19 protein-coding genes are annotated in these 17,887 nt (G+C 70.0%); 6 read left to right on the plus strand and 13 right to left on the minus strand.

What is annotated here, in order from left to right:
• Positions 1–2 precede the first annotated feature (2 nt).
• Both ACSTA4_RS09925 and ACSTA4_RS09930 read right to left on the minus strand, forming a co-directional pair.
• Positions 3–1,232 carry an MFS transporter gene (locus tag ACSTA4_RS09925; RefSeq protein ID WP_444963280.1) on the minus strand — a complete coding sequence of 410 codons (1,230 nt, stop codon included), beginning with the start codon at positions 1,230–1,232 and terminating at the stop codon, positions 3–5.
• Positions 1,229–2,719: an FAD-dependent oxidoreductase gene (locus tag ACSTA4_RS09930; RefSeq protein ID WP_212643355.1), complete on the minus strand. Its 1,491-nt coding sequence runs from the start codon at positions 2,717–2,719 to the stop codon at positions 1,229–1,231. The genes ACSTA4_RS09925 and ACSTA4_RS09930 overlap by 4 nt, the downstream gene beginning before the upstream one ends.
• 95 nt (positions 2,720–2,814) lie before the next feature.
• Between ACSTA4_RS09930 and ACSTA4_RS09935 the strand changes: the two genes are divergently transcribed.
• The gene (locus tag ACSTA4_RS09935) at positions 2,815–3,714 is read left to right on the plus strand and encodes a helix-turn-helix domain-containing GNAT family N-acetyltransferase (protein ID WP_212643356.1); all 900 of its coding nucleotides are present in this window, start codon (positions 2,815–2,817) and stop codon (positions 3,712–3,714) included.
• A 215-nt stretch (positions 3,715–3,929) separates the two neighbouring features.
• Here ACSTA4_RS09935 and ACSTA4_RS09940 read toward each other — a convergent pair whose 3' ends face one another.
• Positions 3,930–4,157 (minus strand): three-helix bundle dimerization domain-containing protein, encoded by a 228-nt coding sequence (locus tag ACSTA4_RS09940; RefSeq protein WP_444963281.1) that lies wholly within the window; start codon positions 4,155–4,157, stop codon positions 3,930–3,932.
• Here ACSTA4_RS09940 and ACSTA4_RS09945 point away from each other — a divergent pair.
• The 4 genes from ACSTA4_RS09945 to ACSTA4_RS09960 all read left to right on the plus strand — a co-directional run bounded on the left by ACSTA4_RS09945 (position 4,150) and on the right by ACSTA4_RS09960 (position 5,478).
• On the plus strand, positions 4,150–4,287 hold the full coding sequence (locus ACSTA4_RS09945; RefSeq protein ID WP_444963282.1) for a hypothetical protein: 138 nt from the start codon (positions 4,150–4,152) through the stop codon (positions 4,285–4,287). The two genes, ACSTA4_RS09940 and ACSTA4_RS09945, sit on opposite strands and share 8 nt — an antisense overlap.
• Before the next feature lie 34 nt (positions 4,288–4,321).
• Complete coding sequence (locus ACSTA4_RS09950; protein WP_212643358.1) at positions 4,322–4,630, plus strand: PadR family transcriptional regulator; 309 nt, start codon at positions 4,322–4,324, stop codon at positions 4,628–4,630.
• A gap of 236 nt (positions 4,631–4,866) precedes the next feature.
• A complete protein-coding gene (locus tag ACSTA4_RS09955; protein ID WP_212643359.1) occupies positions 4,867–5,088 on the plus strand; it encodes a DedA family protein in 222 nt (73 codons plus the stop codon).
• Positions 5,089–5,115: 27 nt separating this feature from the next.
• On the plus strand, positions 5,116–5,478 hold the full coding sequence (locus ACSTA4_RS09960) for a DedA family protein (RefSeq protein WP_256448863.1): 363 nt from the start codon (positions 5,116–5,118) through the stop codon (positions 5,476–5,478).
• 40 nt (positions 5,479–5,518) lie between these two features.
• Here the strand turns inward: ACSTA4_RS09960 and chrA are convergent, their stop codons facing one another.
• The 9 genes from chrA to ACSTA4_RS10005 form a co-directional block, all read right to left on the minus strand.
• Positions 5,519–6,742, minus strand: a complete 1,224-nt coding sequence (gene chrA, locus ACSTA4_RS09965; RefSeq protein WP_212643360.1) for a chromate efflux transporter — start codon at positions 6,740–6,742, stop codon at positions 5,519–5,521.
• A gap of 370 nt (positions 6,743–7,112) precedes the next feature.
• Entirely contained in the window at positions 7,113–8,285 is a 1,173-nt protein-coding gene (locus ACSTA4_RS09970; protein ID WP_249352227.1) for an endonuclease/exonuclease/phosphatase family protein, read from the minus strand.
• Between the two features lie 28 nt (positions 8,286–8,313).
• The gene (locus ACSTA4_RS09975) at positions 8,314–8,685 is read right to left on the minus strand and encodes a hypothetical protein (RefSeq protein WP_212643361.1); all 372 of its coding nucleotides are present in this window, start codon (positions 8,683–8,685) and stop codon (positions 8,314–8,316) included.
• Complete coding sequence (locus ACSTA4_RS09980; RefSeq protein WP_212643362.1) at positions 8,682–8,960, minus strand: WhiB family transcriptional regulator; 279 nt, start codon at positions 8,958–8,960, stop codon at positions 8,682–8,684. Before ACSTA4_RS09980 ends, ACSTA4_RS09975 begins: the two co-directional genes overlap by 4 nt.
• A 79-nt stretch (positions 8,961–9,039) precedes the next feature.
• Positions 9,040–11,943 carry a type I polyketide synthase gene (locus ACSTA4_RS09985; RefSeq protein WP_444963283.1) on the minus strand — a complete coding sequence of 968 codons (2,904 nt, stop codon included), beginning with the start codon at positions 11,941–11,943 and terminating at the stop codon, positions 9,040–9,042.
• Positions 11,940–12,665 (minus strand): methyltransferase domain-containing protein, encoded by a 726-nt coding sequence (locus ACSTA4_RS09990; protein ID WP_212643364.1) that lies wholly within the window; start codon positions 12,663–12,665, stop codon positions 11,940–11,942. The genes ACSTA4_RS09985 and ACSTA4_RS09990 overlap by 4 nt, the downstream gene beginning before the upstream one ends.
• Positions 12,666–12,706: 41 nt before the next feature.
• The gene (locus ACSTA4_RS09995) at positions 12,707–14,026 is read right to left on the minus strand and encodes a hypothetical protein (RefSeq protein WP_212643365.1); all 1,320 of its coding nucleotides are present in this window, start codon (positions 14,024–14,026) and stop codon (positions 12,707–12,709) included.
• Positions 14,023–14,826: a DUF742 domain-containing protein gene (locus tag ACSTA4_RS10000; RefSeq protein WP_212643366.1), complete on the minus strand. Its 804-nt coding sequence runs from the start codon at positions 14,824–14,826 to the stop codon at positions 14,023–14,025. Before ACSTA4_RS10000 ends, ACSTA4_RS09995 begins: the two co-directional genes overlap by 4 nt.
• Positions 14,823–15,311, minus strand: coding sequence for a roadblock/LC7 domain-containing protein (locus ACSTA4_RS10005; protein ID WP_212643367.1), 489 nt, complete (start codon positions 15,309–15,311; stop codon positions 14,823–14,825). The genes ACSTA4_RS10000 and ACSTA4_RS10005 overlap by 4 nt, the downstream gene beginning before the upstream one ends.
• Positions 15,312–15,524: 213 nt before the next feature.
• Between ACSTA4_RS10005 and ACSTA4_RS10010 the strand changes: the two genes are divergently transcribed.
• Positions 15,525–16,967 carry a helix-turn-helix transcriptional regulator gene (locus ACSTA4_RS10010; RefSeq protein WP_444963284.1) on the plus strand — a complete coding sequence of 481 codons (1,443 nt, stop codon included), beginning with the start codon at positions 15,525–15,527 and terminating at the stop codon, positions 16,965–16,967.
• Positions 16,968–16,969: 2 nt separating this feature from the next.
• Here ACSTA4_RS10010 and ACSTA4_RS10015 read toward each other — a convergent pair whose 3' ends face one another.
• On the minus strand, positions 16,970–17,869 hold the full coding sequence (locus tag ACSTA4_RS10015) for a phosphotransferase enzyme family protein (protein WP_444963285.1): 900 nt from the start codon (positions 17,867–17,869) through the stop codon (positions 16,970–16,972).
• Positions 17,870–17,887: the final 18 nt, after the last annotated feature.

Consider the following 17,887-nt stretch of genomic DNA (forward strand, 5'->3'; position numbering starts at 1 on the left):
GATCAAGAAGAGGTGACAACCCGCTCGGTGCGAGTGGCTAGGGCGGTCAACGCGCCGAGTGCCGCCAGCGCTCCCAGTGCCGCGAACGCCGCCGGGTATCCGCCCAGGGGACCAGCCAGGGCGGCGCCAGCCCAGGGCGCGACCGCGACGGCCAACATCAGCGGGGTGTGCATGACGCCGTTGAGGGTGGCGTAGTGCTCCGTTCCCCACCGGTCGGCTACCGCGGTGGCCTGGAGGAGGGTGAGGATGCCACGTGCCATGCCCGCTAGGGCGGCGACGACCAGGACCAACCCCAGAGGGCCAGGGGCCAGAGCCAGAAGGAGAGTGGTCACCGCGCAGGCACCCAGAACGGCCGCAGTGCGCAGAACCGGGCCGGTCCTCCGTTCTAGGGGCGCGTAGACCAGACGGCCGAGCACCTGTCCCACGCCACCCATACCCAGGGCCCAGGCCGCTTCCGTCGTGCCGAATCCCTGTTGCTTCAGCAGAGGGACGATGTTGATCACGACCGCGTACATGGTGAAGGACCCTAGGAGCAGAGCCGCTGTGAGGGCCCAGAAGGCGCGGCTGCGCACCACAGAGCGCACATCCTTCTTCTGGCCGCCCGAATAGCCATCGTTCTCGGAAGATAGGCCTCGGGGTAGGGCGAAAGCGTGTAAGGGCACCACCACGAGGAGCAGGATGGCCGCGAGCACCAGATAGGCGCCTCGCCAGCCCCACGCTCCCTCCAGTAGTGCGGTCAATGGAGCGAAGATGGTGCTGGTTAGCCCGGTGACCAGGGTCAACGCGGTCAGAGCTCGCACTTTGTCCTGCCGGTACCAGTGGGTCAGGGCGGCGAAGGCCGGAGGGTAGAACAGCCCAGCCATCGCGGCTCCCGCCACCAGCCACGCGACGGCGAAGCCCCACAGGTTCGGGGCCAGAGCTATGGCCGCCACGGCGGGAGCCGCGAGCAGAGCCGCCGCCGCCATTGCCGGGCGCGGGCCCCGGGCCTGGACCCAGCGCCCCACTGGGATACCTGTCAACCCCGCCATGACCTGGGAGGCGGAGAACAGCGCGGTCACCGTGGTCAGGGACCACCCGGTGTCGGCGGTGATGCTCGGAGCTAGGACGGGGAAGGCGTAGAACAAGGCCCCGTAGCTGGCGGTGACGGTGACACACAGGACCGCCAGGCCTCGGCGCGCACCGACCACGGCGGGTGCGGACGCGCCGGAGACCCGACTGGACACAGGTGTCACGAGACCCGGTCCGGCTCACCCAGCTCGACCTGCTGAACCGATGTGGAGCAGCAGCCGCTTCCGGCGGACGCAGCCGCCTCCTGGGAGGGCACGGTGCGGCTCTCGCCGAGAGAGATCACCGGCGCCTCGGAGACGGCCAAGCCGCCGCAGCAACCACCTTGCTCGGCTGCGGGCTCCTCTGCGGTTTCGGGCGTGGGTCCGCAGCAGCCGCCGCTCTCGACCGCCGCGTCCGGCTCCTCGGACAGGCCTCCGCCGCTACAGACCCCCGTCTCGGGCAGGACCAGCTCCACCCGGGCGGCGGCCTCGCGGTCCCCGGCCAGATGGGCGGCGACGCTGCGCACCTGCTCGTAGCCGGTCAGGGCGAGGAAGGTCGGGGCGCGCCCGTAGGACTTCATTCCCGCGAGGAAGAACCCCTCCTCGGGGTGGGAGAGCTCCTGCGCTCCGTGGGGGTAGACGGTGCCGCAGGAGTGCTGGTTGGGGTCGATGAGCGGGGCGAGTTCCACCGGTGCCTGGAGGGCGCTGTCCAGGCCGAGGCGGATCTCGGACAGGAAGGACAGGTCGGGGCGGAATCCGGTGAGGGCGACCACCTCGTCCACGGGGTCCAGCTCCCGGCCGTCCTCGTCGGCCAGTACGAGACGTCCGTCCTGCTCCGTGCGGACCTCGGCCGTGCGGAACCCGGTCACCACCTCGACGTGCCCGGCCTGAACGGCCTCGCGGGCGCGCTGTCCCAGGGCGCCGCGCGCGGCCAGCTGGTCGGCGGCCCCGCCGCCGAAGGCGTCGCCGACCTCTCCGCGGCGCAGCACCCACAACGCCTTCGTTCCGGGCTCCTGCTCGGCCAGCGAGGTCAAAGCGACCAGGGCGGTCAGCGCCGAGTGACCCTTGCCCACGACCGCCGTGGTGCGGCCCGCGTACCGGGCCCGTTCGGTCGGGGCGGCGGTGTCGGGAATGCGGTACGAGACGTGCTTGGCGGCCGTCGACTCGCCCAGTGCGGGCAGCCCGTCGCCGCCCACCGGGTTGGGCGTGCCCCAGGTGCCGGAGGCGTCGACCACCGCGCGGGCCAGGATCCGCTCCTCGCCCCGGTCGGTGCGAAGGCGCACGGTGAAGGGCTGCTCCCCGCGTCCGGCGTCCACGACCCGGTCCCGGCCCATGCGGCTCACGCCGGTCACCTCGGCGCCGAAGCGGACCCGTTCGCCCAGGGCCCCGGCCAGGGGAGCGAGGTAGGCCTCGACCCACTCGCGGCCGGTCGGGTAGCCCGCGTCGTCCGGGCGCCGCCAATCGGTGGCGGTGAGCAGCTTCTCCGCGGCCGGGTCCACCAGGTCGCGCCACATCGAGAACAGGCGCACGTGGCCCCAATCGGACACGGCGGCACCGGCGGAGTTCCCCTTCTCCAGGACCAGGACCGGCAGGTCGCGCGCGACCAACTCCGCAGCTGTCGCCAGCCCTACCGGACCGGCTCCGATCACCACGACCGGATGCTTGCCACCCATGACACACCTCTTTCATTGACTAGTGTCTATGAAACAGGACCCTATCGATGTCTGCCGATGGACGCAACCATAGATCGTGGTCGATAATGTGAAGTATGACCGTGATACAGCCTGAGCGCACCACTCCCGAACTCCCTCAAGCCGACGCCGAGACCTACGCCGCCTGGTTCGCCTGCCTGGCCGAACCCATGCGCGTCCAGCTCCTGCACGCCATCGCCACCACCCCCGGCTCGGTCAGCGTGGGGCAACTCGCCGAGATGGTGGAGGTCCGCCAACCCACGGTCTCCCACCACCTGCGCAAGCTCGCCGACGTCGGGTTCGTGACCCTCACCAAGGCGGGCACCTCGACACGGGTGACGGTCAATCCCGCCTGCTGCACGGGCCTGCCGCACGCCGCCGACGCGGTGATGGGCATGCTCACCGCCCGTCCGTGCTGCCCCACCGACCTGCCCGCCGACGTCACCACCCGCGCCATGGCCGACGCCGACCTGGACGCGGTCCGGGAGATCTACGCCCAGGGCGTCGCCACCGGCCACGCCACCTTCGAGACACAGGTGCCCGCCGTCGAGGACCTGAAGGGCAGATGGATGCCTGACCACCGGTGGGTCGCCGAGTCGGACGGCCGCGTCGTCGGCTGGGCCGCCGCCTCGCCCGTCTCCGCCCGCGAGGTCTACTCCGGGGTGGCCGAGACCTCGGTCTACGTCGCCGAGGACGCGCGCGGCCGGGGCGTGGGCAAGGCGCTGCTGTACCGGCAGGTCACCGAGGCCGACACCGCCGGACTGTGGACGCTCCAGACCTCGATCTTCCCCGAGAACCGGGCCAGCCTGGCCCTGCACCACCAGGCGGGTTACCGCACCGTGGGCGTGCGCGAGCGCGTTGCCCGCCACCACGGGATCTGGCGCGACACCGTCCTGCTGGAGCGACGGAGCCCAGAGGAGGGCACTGAGCCTAGAGAGGCTCCCTGCGTCGACGGCCCCCGCTGCCCGACCTCCTAATTCGGTCACCTCTGCCGTTCGTTCGCCCCGCGCTGGGTTTAGGAGCGGTTCCGTCTGCGGGTCCACCTCTCCGCCTTCGGTCGCGGCTTCGCGCACGGATCCCTGGGGCGTGAGCCCTTCGATGGTCTCGACTCGTGGATCACTCGGGTCCTGGGTGTCCAGGGCGGAGCAGCGTGGGCTGCGGCAGTGGTGGGTCCCTGGCGCGCGAAGCTTCCTCAGGCGGTGCGATCGGTCGCGCCCTGGGCGCTTTCTGCAGCCTTGACGAGCTCCTTGTGCGCGCGGCTCTGGGTGAGGGTGATCAGGTGGGTCGTGATGGTAGCGCCGTTCTTGAGCGCGTCGTAGGTGGCGTACACGCAGGCGGCGACCTGTGCGGGGTCGACTTCGGGGTGGCGGGCGACCAGGGTGTCGATGACGGCGTCGAGGGTGGATGTATGGATGATCACGCTGATCGCCTCCAAATATCGGATCACGATGTCGAAGGACGATATCTACGGACAGCTTCGCGCGGATGTCCAGGGAGTGAACAGCAGCCTCGGCCCGGTATCTGATCCCGATATCGGGCTCGTGATATAGGGTGCGCGCAGCACAGTGTTCGAGGAGGCGAGGCATGCGCGACTTCATGCGTGGGGCGGTGCGGCTGCACATCCTGCACCACGCTGCCGAGGAGGAGATCCACGGTGCTTGGATGACGCGGGAGTTGGCCACCCACGGCTACGACATCAGCCCGGGCACGCTGTACCCCACCCTGCACCGTCTGGAGTCCGACGGCCTGCTCGTGTCCGAGCAGCGGGTGGTGGAGGGCCGCACGCGGCGGGTCTACCGCGCCACCGAGGCCGGGAGGAAGGTACTGGCCGAGGATCGCGCGGCGCTCAGGGAACTGGCCCGCGAGGTGCTGGGCACTGAGGAACCCCGGTGAGCGCTTTCTTCGCCGCCAGCGGCGGCGAGGGGAAAACCAGTGGTGGTTGAGTGCGTGCTGGCTCGGGTAAGCGAAAATAACGCGAGTCGATATCGTGAAGCGATGGGTAGCTGCCGTGTGTTTTCGGTCAGGCACGCTCTGATGAGGCGGCATGGCGGGAACGACCGGTCCCGAGTCCTGAAAGGAACGGATCCGCCGGATGGCGTGGGGACGTCCGGACCGCGTCGGGGCGGCGCGTGAACCCGCTGGACGCCGTCGCCGCCGGTACTCCGCTCAGTTGCCCGGTCCTCATCGTGTGTCTGGCAGGTTCGGCGGTGTTCCCGCCGCTGCCCAGCGAGGCCGCTATCTTCACGGCCGGGGCGCTGGCCGGTGCCGGACGCCTCAACATCCTCGCCGTGGGCGTGTGCGGCGCGGTGGGATCACTGGCCGGTGACGGTGTCGGTTACCTGTGCGGCTGACTCCTGGGTTGGCGTGCTCTGACCCGACTGGAGCGGGGAGAGCGCGGTCGACGCGCGGCTGGCTGGGCCCAGCGCCGGATCGAGCGCTACGGCGGCCCGGGCACCGCCGCCTCCCGATTCGTCCCCGGCGGTCAGACCGCCTTCAGTGTCACCGCTGGCATGTTGGCCTACCCGCTGGGCCGCTACGTCCTCTACTCCGCCGTCGGCGCCGCTCTGTGGGCGGTCTGCGGAACCCTGGCCGGCTCACTCGGCGGCCGTGCGCTGGCTGCGGGCAACTGGATCGGCCTAGTCGTCGCACTCCTGGCCGTGGTCTTGCTCTTTCTCGCGCCCAAGCTGCTGCGTCGGGGCACCGGACGGATCCCCACAACGGATCGCGCCGGGGAATGGTGAAGCGGGGTTGGTACCGCGACCCGGACCGCGCCGTGGCCGCTTACAGGAATACGAACCCGGCCGCGCTGGCCACCAGGACGACCGCCCAGGTAGGCAGGCGCCACACAGAGAGAGCCACGAACGCAACCGCGGCCACGGCCATCGTGCCGGAGGAGACCACGCCCTGGACGAAGACCGGGTCGTACAGGGCCGCGGCCAGGATCCCCACCACTGCCGCACCGGCTCCGGCCATGGCGCCGCGGGCGCGCGGCGCGGTGCGCAGCCGCTCCCAGAACGGCAGTGCGCCCACGACCAGAAGCGCCGAGGGCAGGAAGATCGCGGCCAGGGCGATCGCTGCGCCCAGCAGCGGGCTTCCGGCTACGGGCATCAGCGCGCCCAGGTAGGCGGCGAAGGTGAACAGCGGTCCGGGCACGGCCTGTGCCGCGCCGTACCCGGCGAGGAAGGACTCGTGGTCCACGGCTCCGCTGCTCACTACCTCGGCCTCCAGCAGCGGCAGCACCACATGCCCGCCACCGAAGACCAGCGACCCCGCTCGGTAGAAGCCGTCCGCCACTCCTACGGCGGGATTGGCTGGCAGCGTCGCCAACACGGGCAGAGCCACCAGCAGGGCGGCGAACACTCCCAGGCACACCAGCGCGGTCCCGCGCCTCACACCGACCCCGCCGCCGTCCGTACCGTCCTGGGTGGACGCGGTCGTGTGCAGACAGAACAGGCCCAGTACACCGCCCACGAGAATCGCCACGACCTGGCTCAGAGCCGAAGGCAGGAGCAGGACCAGCACCAGAGCGGCCACCGCGATCGCGGCCTGGCGTTTTCCGGAGGCCAGGCTTCGGGCCATGCCCACCACGGCGTGTGCGACCACGGCCACCGCCGCCGCCTTCAGCCCGAGCAGCCATCCGGCCCCGGGCTCGGCTCCCACGGCCTGCACGCCCAGCGCAAAGGCCACCAGCAGTATCGCCGAGGGCAAGGTGAAGGCCACCCACGCGGCGGCCATCCCCGCGTACCCGGCCCGGCGCAGCCCGATGGTCATGCCGACCTGGCTGGAGGCCGGTCCGGGCAGGAATTGGCACAGCGCCACCAGGTCCGCGTAGTCGGACTCGGTGAGCCAGCTGCGGCGCACCACGAACGCTTCCCGGAAGTAGCCCAAGTGCGCCACCGGCCCGCCGAACGAGGTCAGGCCCAAGGTGAGGAAGACTCGGAACACCTCGCCGACGGTCCCGAGTCCGGCGGCGGCAGTAACCTTCTTCTCGGTTGACCCGTTCATCTCCACACCATCCCCACCACGTCCGGTGCTGGGGTTGCGGGCGACGGTCGCCGAACCGTCGGGGGTGTCGGCGGTGTGTTCACGGGTGGCTGCTCCGTCTCTGCTGACGTGGTCCGATATCGGAGGACGATATCGAAAGTGGAGCAGCGACCGTCGGGCGGGGTGCCGAAACGGTGACGCGGTGCAGGGCACGCCGATCCCCTGTGCCGACAGCCGCATCTCCAGGAGACCCGCTGTGCTTGCTGCAGGGCCGGCACATCGCTGCTCGGGCACCGGGTCGCGTATCAGCGCAGCCATGGGACTTCAGCGGCCGTCGGTGGTGTCGCCGGGGGTGAGTAGAGCGCCGTGCGCATGTTCACCGACAGAATCCTCAGGTGCGCAGGGACGACCTTGCCTGTAGTGCGGTCGTGAGAAGCCGGTGGTCACTGACCATCGCTCCTCTGGGCAGATGGACCGCTGTCTCCTCAGGCAGTACGGTCTCAGCCAGTGCCGGACTGAGCAGGGCGTGATCGATGACCATTCCTCCGCCCAAGTCGATGCCGTCATTGACCGTGGCGGGGAAGAGCCCGGTGGGGCGACCGCGCAGCTCCCATGCGACCTCGACCGCGGTATGCCACCCGATACCTCCCACGCGAGCTCTGGTGGCGGGATCCCAGGTACCGAGTAGGTGGTCCAGGGGTGCGGTATGTGCTGCCCACGGGCCCGACGGCCCGTTGGGCTGCCACCCCTTGTGGTGGCGTTGGTGAATTGGCATCTGGGTGAAGTCGGTGAACGGCCACAGGGCGGAGTCTCCGCTGGGGGAGCAGTTGAAGTCCCCGGCGAGAATGGCGAACCTCTCGGGCCCCAGCAGCCCGGAGGCGGTCAGGGCAGAGTGCAGCCGATTGGTGCGGTCCCACGGGTGCCAGTGGGCGGCCATGACGGTGAGCGGGCTGTCCCACCAGGCGGTTTCGAAGATCGCTCGGTTCCACACGTCGGAGTTGTTCGGGGTGCTGGAGGGGACGTCCCACCGGATCAGGGCAAGCTGGTCCGGATTCCAGATGATTGCGGGCGGGACCGGCGCGCGCTCCAGGTGGCCGATGCGGATCTGATAGCGGGGGCCGAAGATGTCGGCCAGGACGCTGGTGGCTCGTAGTCCGAGCCGGGTGCCGTTCTTGTCCCAGTCGCGGGCTTCGGTGACTACGACTGCGGTTGGCGGGGCCTTGACGGTCGCGAACAACTCCGTCAGCACGTGGTCCATGCCGAGCGGATGCCGAATACCACCATCCTTGATGTTGACCACAGCGAGTCGGAAGGGCGTGCTGTTGGTCGGCATGGCTCTCCTCGGGGTGCACAGGACGTGGGGCAGAAGACAAGACAAGAGCAGGTCGACCGTTTCCAGAGGTATGACTGCGGTCGTCTTGGCGGCGATGAGGACCCCGTTGAGCCAGGTGTGCAGGATCAGACGGTTGCAAGTCGGGCGGGCGACGCCGTCGATGCTTGGCCCCTGGCCAGACGGTTGAGTGAGCAGGTCACCCACGGTGGTCACCAGGTGCAGGTCGTCCATGCCGGTAGCTCCGGCGTGGTAGCCCTGCTCAAACGCGGATGATGGTGTGCGAACGCGTGGCCAGAGTGGGGTTGGTGCCCAGGTGACGGGTGTTCGCGACTGGGGAGCCCACCCGGTCACCGGCCTTGCTGAGCAGGCGCATCATCTCCGCGAGCCCGCCCTCGACGTCCACTTCGGTATCACCCTCGAAGAAGGCCAGCTCCTGCCACCAGCGGCGTCCCTTCCGCATGAGGTGCGCCTGGATGCGGCGGTCCTGTTTGGCGGAGGAGATGGTGACGCGGTACCCGTGTGAACACGCGGTGATGGTGGTGTCCACGGTGGCGCGGCGCCCGTGGGCGGCCAGGTGGCGAATGATGGCGGGAGCGCTCGACAGCTCCTGCGCACTCAACGGCTCGGTCATCGTCTTCCTGTCATGGCGGGGACCGGGGTGGTGATCGCCTGCTCCCAGTCGGTCGGGTGTTGCTGGAGGAGTTGGCGGCGCTGGCGTGCGGTCATGCCGCCCCACATCCCGTGCTCTTCCTGGTTCTTCAGGGCTTCAGGCAGGGACGGCAGGCGTATCGCGCAGCTGCGGCAGATACGGGTGACCTCGCGTTGGGCGCGGCCTGTGACGAACAGGGTGTCGGGGTCGATGTCGGTGCGGCGACAGGCCGCGCGGGTGTCGGAAGAGAGGGACATGGCGTGGTCCTGAAGAGTGTGGGGGTGCCCCCGCCCGTTTCCAGCTGAGCGGGGACACCCCTGGGGCGCCGCTCCGGGATCAGGGGAGAACGGACGGGCGCCCGGCGGAAAGGGTCGAAGGAGCCGGAAACAGGGCTTGGAGGTCCTCCACGACCCGGGACAGAGGGCGACTGGGCAGGAACAGCCGGATGTTCACGTGTCGCCAGGCCGGAACGCGGCGTAGCCGGGAGGTCAGCTGAAGGAGCTGGTGGCTCTCCAAACCCAGCTCGGTCCAGGACGCCGTCATGTCCAACCCATCAGGCAGATGAAGCAATCGGCAAACCTCGGCGGTCAGGTGCTCCGCCACCCCGTCAGGCGTGGGTGCTGGGACCTGTCCGGGCACGGTCCCCGCCGTTGATGCCCTGGTGCGGTCCCAGCCCGGGGCGATGACCAGGTCCGGATGGGCGCGATGTGCTGGTCCCGTGGGAGTGACGCCGCGGGTGTACAGCTCTCCGATCGCGTGGGCGAACGTTGTGGGATCGGCGGTGGCGGCCACAGGACGGTGGACGGTATCGCCCAGTGTGTGGGCGATGTGCTCGACCAGCAGTGTCCGCGGCCCGATCTCCACGAACACCATCGGCCCGCCGGGGATGTCAACGGCTCGGTGGAGAGCGTCGGTGAACCGCACCGGCTGTCGGGCCTGCGCGGCCCAGTACGCCGTCCCCCACATCTCCGCCTCGGCCGTGCCCTCGTGCGGGTAGGCGGTGGAGATGATCGGTACCCGGGGCGCCTGGACACGCAGCCCGAACAGGGCCTGTTCCAGTGCGGAGACGAGTGGATCCACAGCGGGGGAGTGGGCGGGGATGACATCGGCCACCGGTCTGCTCCACACCCCTTCGGAGTCCAGGGCGGCGTGCAGGTGCAGCAGGTCCCCGTGTGGTCCGGCGACGACCTGGACCCGCGGAGCGCTGTAGGAGGCGATGGACACCCGCCCGTCGTAGGCGGCCAAGAACTCACCGGTCTCCTCGACCCCGGCGCGGACGGCCAAGAGTCCGCCCGCCTCGGTCAGCCCGCCCAGCAGGCGGCTGCGGTGGGCGAGCACCCGCGCGGCCGAATCCAGGGGCAGGGCCCCGGCGGTGTGGGCGGCGGCGATCTCCCCGACCGAGTGCCCCAGAACCAGGTCTGGGACGATGCCGCGGTCGGCCAGCAGCGCGGTGAGCGCGACCTGGGCGAGGAAGGTGCAGTGCTGGGCGTCGGTGAAGGACGTGATGCCCTGGCCCGGCTCCCACACCGGATAGCCCGTGTGCTCAGCCAGCTTCTCCCGGGCCTCGTGGAGAACGTGGGCGAAGGCGGGTACGCGCAGCAGTTCGGCTCCGGCGTCCGGGTGGTGGCCGCCGTGCCCGGTGTAGACGAACACCGTCTGTGGTCGGAGGTCAGCCGCGCGGCCAGGGTCGACCACGTCGGCGTTGGGTGCGCCGTCTTGGATGCTGCGCAGTCCCTGGACCAGGGTGCCCAGGTCGGCGGCGACCACAGCGGCCCGGTGCCGGTGGTGGGGGCCGTGAGCAAGGCAAGTGTCGGCGACGGTGCCCACCGATCGGCCCTGCGGGGCGCGCTCGGCCAGGCGTTCGGCGGCCGAGGCGAGCGCGGCCGAACTGTGGGCGGAGAGCAGGACGGTCTCGGGCAACGGCATCGGATCCTGCTCCAACGGCGGCTCCACCGCGGGTGCCTGGGTGATGACGGCGTGGGCGTTGGCGCCACCGAACCCGAAGCTGCTCACCCCGGCCACACGGGTCCTCTCCTGCCCGGGGTCCTCACCCGTGGGCCAGTCCTCCACGGTGGTGGGTACCCGCACCAGCCCTTTCACCCGGTGGCGCAGGGTGCGGTGGTGCAGGGTCGGCGGGATTTGGCCGTGGTGGACGGCCAGCGCGGCGACCATCACCCCCAGCGCTCCGGCGCCGCCTTCGAGGTGGCCCAGCGCGGCCTTGACCGACCCCACCGGCACAGGCGTGCCCCGGCCCAGAGCCTCGGCGAGGGCGATCGCCTCGATACGGTCCCCGGCGCGGGTGCCGGTGCCGTGCGCCTGCGCCCACCCCACCCGGTCCGGGTGGACGGCGGCATCGGCCAGGGCCTGGCGGATCACCGCTGTTTGGCGTTCGGCGCGCGGGCGCAGCAGGTGCCGGGAGGCGCCTCCGTGGCCGATGGCGGTCCCGGCCACCTGCGCCCACACCCGACGCCCCTGCTCGCGCGCCCGCTCGGCGCGCGTGAGGACGAGCACCACCGTGCCCTCCGAGCGCACGTACCCGGCAGCCTGGGCGTCGAAGGGGCGGCACCGCCCGTCCCAGGCGAGCACACCGGCCTCGACGAAGCTGGCGGTGATGACCGGGCTGGTGAGGATGTTGGTTCCGGCGACGACCGCGGTCTCCACCGCTCCGGCGCGCAGGTCGCGCACCGCGTAGTGCAACGCGGTCAACGAGGAGGAGCAGGCGGTGTCGAAGGTCAGCGACGGTCCCGACAGGTCCAGCAGGAAGGAGACGCGGTTGGCCAGGATCGCCATCCCGGCCCCGGAACCGGTATGAGTTCCGGCCCGGTGCCCGGCACCGAAGTTCACGCTGGCCTGGTCGGTGCTGGCCGCCCCCACGTACACCCCCGTCGCCGACTCAGCCAGCGAGGAGGGGCGCAGTGAGGCGTCGGCGAGCGCTTCGTAGATGGTCTCCAGCAGGAGCTTCTGCTGGGGGTCCATCTCCGCGGCCTCGTCCGGGCCGATGCCGAAGAACTCCCGGTCGAAGGCGTCGACGTCGACCACCCCGGCGGGGAACGGCTGGCCGGGGACCTGGTCGGGGTGCAGGTGCTTAACCATCTGCTTCCACCGGTGCTCGGGGATGCGGGTGACGCAGTCCCGTCCTTCGAGCAGCGCCTCCCACAGGCCAGCTGGGGAGATGATGCCGCCGGGGAGGCGGCATCCCATGCCGACGATCGCCACGGGTTCACGGTTGGTGGTGGTCATCGGCGCGGCCCCTTCGCCACCCACACCCCGGCCGCTCCCATGACGCTCACCTGCACGTCGGTGAAGTGCAGACTCAGCATGTGCCGGAGTTCCACGAACCGGTCACCGTGGTTGTTGAGCACGGTCGGCTCGGCCTTGTTGTAGACACGCTGCAACCGGCGGGCGAGCCAGTTGTTGCGGGTGAAGGGATCCTCCAAGCCGAGCAGGGTGGAGCCGATGAACACCCCGCCGGGCGCCAGAACCCGGGCGATCTCGGAGAAGGGCGTGTGCTTGGCGAACAGCGAGGCGCCCTCGACGCAGTGCAGCACATGGAACATCGCCACCGACCCCACCGCCTCGTCGGTCAGCGGCCACGGACGGGAGAGTACGTCGTGCTGATGGGTGCTCACCTGGGCGCGCTCGCCCAGCAAGCGCGCACACCGTTCCAACGGTGCCGCGTGCAGGTCCAGAAGGTGGATCTGGCGCAGACGCGGTGAGAGCGGCACACCGTCCGGGCCGACGGGGTCGGGGGCGTTGACCAGGAAGTGGCCGTCGGCCGGGCCGACCTCCAGGTGCGAGGCGGCCAAGTGGCGGGCATAGAGGGCCGCGATCGCGGTGTTGTCGACCTTCCACGCGAGCCGGTGGGACAGCCCCACGACCAAGCGGCGGTACCGCTGGAGGTTGCGGTGGCTGTACAGCTTCGGGTTGGGGGTGGATCTCGGAGGGGAGGCGTTTTCGGGCATGGTGAAGCAGGTCCTTCGTGCCGGGGGTGAGGGAAAAGGGGTCAGGGCGAGAGGAGGCGGGCCATGCGCGCGGGGTCGTCCAGTCCGGCGGCCCAGGCGTTGGCGCCTTCAGGGATGGCCACGGTCTCGGCGAAGGCCGTCAGCAGGGCCCCAGGCAGAGAGCCGTTCCAGTAGCCGGTGACGAACTCGCCGAAGCCGCTGGTGTACTGGCCGTGCCGAGCCCAGTACGCCTCCCACGCTCCGGTGAGGAAGTCTCCGTCCAAGGGGCCGTTGAGGTGGCGCTGCTGCCGGATCTGGTCGCGGACGGTGGTGGCCACCAGAACGGAAGCCCCCGCTCCCTGACCGGAGGCGTGCTCCACCGTCACCGTGGCGTCGCCGATGCCCAGAACCGGCGTTCCGCCCACAACGGCGACCGGGTGCCGTACCCGGGGGCGGATGTGGCGTACCAGCTCCGAGCGGGGAACCACGCTGGCCTTGGCGCACTGCTCGGCCACGTCGGGCGCCAGCACTCCTAGACGAGGCAGCACATGGTTCCAGGCGTTGCGCGCGTGGTGGCCGTGCCGGGAAGGCAGTCCCGCCGCGGTGGCGGCGTTCGCCTTCTGGCCCAGAGCGGGCGTGGGGTCCAGGTCCGTGCCAGGGCGTGCGAGCACCTGTACACACACCGCCCAGAAGGGCGCGACGTCGACAGGGGCTTCGCCAGCCCCCGACAGCTCCCGGACCTGGCTCGGGCTGAGCACGTCGTGCGTCAGCGCCGGGTAGACCAGCACCTCTCCTTCCGGGTGGGTGATGACCTGGATGTCGGCGTCCCCAGGGGCACGGTCGAACCCGTCCAGGTGCACCTGTACCGCTACCCGGTCCGTGGCACCGCCGACACGGCGCTCATCCGGGGCGAAGAGTCGGCCCAGGTCGCTGTCCACACCGGGGGCGACCACGACCAGGTCATACATCCCGGAGGCGGCGAAGGAGGCCACGTCCGCGACGGTGCAGGTCTTGACGTAGACCCCGCCGCCCAGCGCTTCGAAGCGCTGCAACCAGTACGCGGTCTTCAGCCGGTGGTCGACGGCGGTGGCCGCCGCGGGTAGTTCGGCCCTGAACTCCCACGGCCGATCCGCGGAGGCCATCGCCATGCGCACGCTCTGCGCCTTCGGCGCGGTGGCGGCCCACAGGTCCAGCCCCAGGGAGCGCTCGGCCGCGCGAACCGACGGCAGGGTGATCTGGGTGAGCCCGGCCGGGCCGCCCAGGAGTTCGGGGGTGGAGTGGCGGGTGAACACGTCCACGCGCCAGCCGTCCGCCAACAGCCCGGTGCCCAACGTCAGGGCAGAGTGCCCGGAGCCGAAGATCACCGCACGGGGCTGGTTCATCGGTGGCCTCCGTTCTCCAGGTATGTGCACAGGTCCATCAGCCCTTCGGCGCTGGCGGTGGACGAGCCCAGATCGGCGGCCACCACCGGGTCAACGTCATCGGCCAGGCCTGCGGCTGCGCGGAGTTGTTCAGGGGTGGGTTCCGCGCCGTCGTGTACGGGGACCAGAGCCACCAGCGTGACTCCCAGAGCGCGCAGGACCGCGATCCGGTCCGCGGTGTGAGCGGGCTCGGTGGGGTCGGCGATCACCAGGGCTCCGAAGGCGTCCCGGCACAGGTCCGCCCATGACGGGTGGTGCGCCTCCACCGCCACACCGAGCCCCAGCAGGTGCAGGTCCTCAGCGATCCGGGCCACCGCGACATCCACACCGCACCCCGGGTCTAGAGGAAAGGGCTCCCTCCTGGTCAGGTGCGCGAGACATCGGCGCACCTGCTCGGGTTGGCCTCCCACGACGAGCAGCTTGGCCACGCGCGGAACGGGGCCCTCGGCCGGCCCACCGCAGGCCCACGAACGCAGACGTGCCGCCAGCGCGGGAGAACGCACGATCCGAAGCAGGTCCACCTGGGCCAGGTCGCAGACCAGCACACCGGCCAACGCCGGAGAGAAGCCCAACCGGGCCGCGAGTTCGGCGACCGTCACGGGGTGCTCCGCATCAAGGCAGAGCCGCCACACCGAGACGGCCGGCTCGGGCAGGTCGGGCTGGTAGGAAGCCGGTATGGACGGAGTGGCCCGCACCAACGTGTCCATGAGCACCCGTGTACCGGGCCGCACCGTCAGCGGTGCGGGTGCGATCGTGCTCATCCCCGCCCCTCGTCTCCGCTGGCCTGGTGAATGAACGGGCGCGGCTGGCGCGGGAGGAGGTGCTGGACGGATCCGGCGAACAGCGTCAGGGCACGGGCCGTCTCACGCAACGACGCCGCATCGTCCACCACGAGCGCTGCTGTGGCCTCGTCGGTGAGCGGGGCGATCACGACCGCGCCGCTCCGGTAGCGCACCAGCACGGTTTCCACTTCTCCCCGCTTGTGCTGGCGTCCGGCTTCCCTGGAGAACAGGTGCAGGCCGTTGAGTGCGGCGGTGGCCCGCTCGGCTTGGACCTGGTCCATCCCGGCGCGGGCCAGGTGCAGCCCGTCGCGGCCGAACACCACGCCGCCCAGCGCCCGGGTGTCCTCCAGAAGCTGGACGAGCGCCTGCACCAGGGCACGGTCGCGTTGCTCCCCGTCCGGGTACGTCGTGTCAGGGGCGGACCAGAGGTGGGAACGCTCTGTCCCTGTTGCTGCTGCGGTCATACACGGCAGTGTGGTTTCGCTCGGAGGGAGAACCTATGCGTGCGAGGTTAAGCGCGGCGTTCGAATAATGCGTGCCGTTCGATTTCCGGGTCATGACGAGGAGAAAGCTCTCCTGGCGCACCTGGCTGGTTTCCGAAGGCGCTGAAAAGGAATCGGATTCACCGCTACTGTGAGGGCGTCTCGTTACGCCCCCAGGTGACGGAGGAGGCTCCGATGTGCGGGAACTGCGGACGCCCGCGCCATGACGGGCGAGGAGCGTGCCACTGCATTCCGGCCTGGGTGTGGCAGGACCCGGAGATGGTCGACGCGGTCCGGGAACGCGACGCCCGGGCAGTGGTGCGGTTCCTTCGACGCCGAGTGCCTTCGCTGACGCAGGAAGCGCTGGCGAGCATGTGTGGAGTGGCGCAGAGCACCATCACCCGGGCTGAGGCTGGGAAGGGACTCACCGACCGTCGCAAGGCCATAGAAGCCCTGCGGGGGCTCGGCGCACCTCTGGAGACACTGCCTTCTGCGGCTCCTACCGTGCGGATGACTGATGACCGCGCTTCCTCGGATGCTGATCTGTTCACCGAATCCGTGCAGGAAGCGGTCAGACAGGCAGGAACGCTGTGGGACGCCGATCTTTCACAGCGCATTCCTGATAACTGGCCCATGATGCAGGCGGAACGCCTGAGCACGCCCCTGCTCCGGTGGTTGGTCGCACCCCCAGCCCTCATCGGTACCGAAGCCGATGCCCAGCTCAACGTCACCGAGGACGACGTCCACGCCATCACGCGAGCCTGCGACCTCTTCGAGACTCTGGATCATGAGTTTGGAGGCGGACACGCACGAACCGCAGCCGTCCAGTACCTGACCAGTGAGGTCGCACCCCTGTTGCGGGGCCGCTTCACCCCACAGGTGGGCAGAGCGCTCTTCTCCGCGAGCGCTCGCTTCGCCGCCAAGACGGGAGCCATGGCTTATGACGCGGGGCTGCACGCCTTGGGCCGCCGCTACTTCCTCCAATCCCTGAACCTGGCCCACCTTGGGTCGAACCGCCTGCTGGGGGCGAAGGCGCTCGCCCTACTCAGCCACCAGGCCAACTTCCTCGGTGACTTCCGCAGCGCGGTCGATCTCGCCCGTACCGCCAAGGCCGGTACCGGTGCCCAGGCCACCCCCGCTATCCGAGCCATGCTCGCCGCCATGGAGGCCCGAGGACTGGCCTCCCTTGGAGAGGAACGCGCCTGCGCCAGCGCGCTGAAGGAGATGGAGAACGCCTTCGCCGCTATCGACAATGAACAGGAACCCGCCTGGATGGGGTACTTCAACTCCTCCGAGATGGCCGACGAGTTCGCGCACTGCTTCCACGACCTTGGACGAGGTCCACAGGCGGTCGAACACGCACAGAGGTCTATCGCGCTGGCACCCACCAGCTTCCGGCGCAGTCGTACCTTCGCCGGTCTGGTACGGGCGGGAGCTCACCTGATGACCCCGGCCAAGGACATCGAAGCCGCCTGCACGGTCGCGCGGCACACCATCGAGGCTGCCAGCCGACTGCGCTCGGCCCGCGTCCACGCCTACATCACGCGCTTCCAAGCCAGCCTGGAACCCTATGCCACGACCCGCCCCGTACGGGAGTTCCAGGAGTTCCTCGTCGACTCTCCGTTGGCGCGGCCCTGAAGTCAGGTTCCGGGCTGCCACCGCTTGAGGCCGCAGGCCTGGTCCAGGGAAGCGATGCGGCTTCGAGCCTCGGGCAGAAGGTGCGGCTCCCGTCCGGTGCGGGCACACAACCACGCCGTCATCCGCAGCTCCCGAACCGCGGCCATGGTCTCGAACTCCGACCACTCCCGGACGTCCCAGCCGTAGGCCGTGACGAACCCCGCGTACTCGGCGGCGGTGTACCAGCCCAAGCGCTCGTACACCGCTGCCACGACGAGATCCCATTCGCGAAGCCCGTTGCTGAAGCGCTCAAGGTCGAGGACCACCGGTTTCCCGTTCTGGTCCTGCACGATGTTCTTGCGGTGGGCGTCGCCGTGGACAGGACCAGGAGGAAGCACGGGCTCCAGATGCACGTAGGCGTTACGCAGGCGATCGAGCCGGTGGCGGAGGAAAGACTTCTCCCCGGGTTCCAGGTACGACTGGTCGATGTAGTCCTCGGTCCCGTCGAGGGGGTCCAAGGACGGAAGCTCCGTGTCCGGAGGGTCCTTCAGCTCATGCAGCCGACGTAGGACCGTGCCGATGACATCGGGCGATGCTGGTCGGACGCCCGGAACGTACTTCCACACGGTGATCGCCCAACCTTCACGCAGAAGGGGGCCGTCCATGCCGTTGACCGCCTGGACGGCGGGGACATCGCTGTCGTGCAGCCACCTGGCCAGACGTAGCTCCCGTCGCCCCCGGTCATAGCTGCTACCAGCACAGATACGAAGGACGAGCTGCTCGCGGGGGAGTAGCACGGAGGCGTTCTCACCCACGGGCCCGAGGATGTGTGCGTCCAGGTACGACCAGGAGAACTCGGCTGCCGTGCGGGCCGCGGTGCGCAGCGCGGTCTCAGCCGTAAGAGAGGGAGAGGGTTCGGCCACGCTGCCACTGTAAGGGCC

It is taken from the genome of Nocardiopsis sp. M1B1, from assembly GCF_052466615.1.